Source organism: Saccharospirillum salsuginis, from assembly GCF_014651855.1.
GTDB classification, from domain to species: domain Bacteria; phylum Pseudomonadota; class Gammaproteobacteria; order Pseudomonadales; family Natronospirillaceae; genus Saccharospirillum; species Saccharospirillum salsuginis.
In genome coordinates, this window is sequence record NZ_BMXR01000036.1 from 1 (window position 1) to 619 (window position 619).

General features: G+C 54.6%; 1 rRNA gene. It reads left to right on the plus strand.

What is annotated here, in order from left to right:
* Nucleotides 1–20: 20 nt before the first annotated feature.
* Nucleotides 21–619, plus strand: a 23S ribosomal RNA gene (locus IE111_RS24400); the annotation flags it as partial.

A 619-nucleotide genomic window follows, 5' to 3' on the forward strand; every position in this document is an offset into this window, starting at 1 on the left:
GACACTCCTTCGGGTTATATGGCCAAGTGACGAAGCGTACAGGGTGGATGCCTTGGCAACTGGAGGCGATGAAAGACGTGGTAGCCTGCGAAAAGCGTCGGGGAGGTGGCAAACAACCTTCGATCCGGCGATCTCTGAATGGGGAAACCCACCGGCCTTAGGTCGGTATCTTACGCTGAATTCATAGGCGTAAGAGGCGAACCGGGGGAACTGAAACATCTAAGTACCCCGAGGAAAAGACATCAAACGAGATTCCCTCAGTAGCGGCGAGCGAACGGGGACCAGCCCTTAAGCATCGGGACGGTTAGTGGAACACTCTGGAAAGGGTGGCCATAGTGGGTGATAGCCCCGTACACGAAAGCCCAACGATGTGAAAACGAGTAGGTCGGGACACGTGTTATCCTGACTGAACATGGGGGGACCATCCTCCAAGGCTAAATACTCCCAGTTGACCGATAGTGAACCAGTACCGTGAGGGAAAGGCGAAAAGAACCCCGGAGAGGGGAGTGAAATAGACCCTGAAACCCTGTACGTACAAGCAGTGGGAGCGCCCTCGGGCGTGACTGCGTACCTTTTGTATAATGGGTCAGCGACTTACATTACGTGGCGAGGTTAACCG